The following is a 562-nucleotide window of genomic DNA, read 5'->3' as shown; positions in this document are numbered from 1 at the left end:
CTGGCCGGTGGCGGGGTCGCAGAGGACTTTGCGCCACACACTGTCGGTATTGGTCATGATCTCCCGCGCCACCGCAGCCGGGATGGGACCGTAGCCGTCGAGTTCGCAGCCGCTGTCGGAGATGGACAGGGCGGCGTCGATGGGCATGTGCAGGTAGACCGTGGCTGCGGCTTCGGGGACCCGAACACCGGGGTCGTTGCCGAGGAGGAGGTCGGCGGTGATGTCGGCCCGCAACTGGTCGAGAGTGCGCTGCTCACCATCACGTCGTAGGCGGCGTGCCATCGCATCAACACGGGCATAGCAGGCGGAAGCGACCTCGGAGGGCAACTCGGCGGTGAGTCGGGATTGCGCGTTCGGCCCGTGATCAAGCTCCACCCGCCGTCCAGCCCGGGCCATGCGAGCCCGCTCGGCCTGCCCGCCTGGGTCGACCTTCTCGACCAGTCGCGCCGCGTGCTGGGCCAAGTTCCGAGGCTGCCACGACGTGGCGGGAGCCGAGGCGAGCTTGTCGCTCAACAACGCATCCACCTGCCGGGCATGCTCGTCAGACAGCGGCGAGGTCACG

1 protein-coding gene is annotated in these 562 nt (G+C 68.9%); it reads right to left on the bottom strand.

Annotated features, from left to right (window positions below; translation table 11 throughout):
• On the bottom strand, positions 1–562 hold a 562-nt coding region (locus tag IF64_RS0124940; protein ID WP_030534611.1), incomplete at both ends, for a DUF222 domain-containing protein.

The organism is Prauserella rugosa, assembly GCF_000719975.1.
GTDB lineage: Bacteria > Actinomycetota > Actinomycetes > Mycobacteriales > Pseudonocardiaceae > Prauserella > Prauserella rugosa.
Note: the sequence above shows the minus strand (reverse complement) of the source record. Positions and strands in the feature narration are given on the sequence as shown.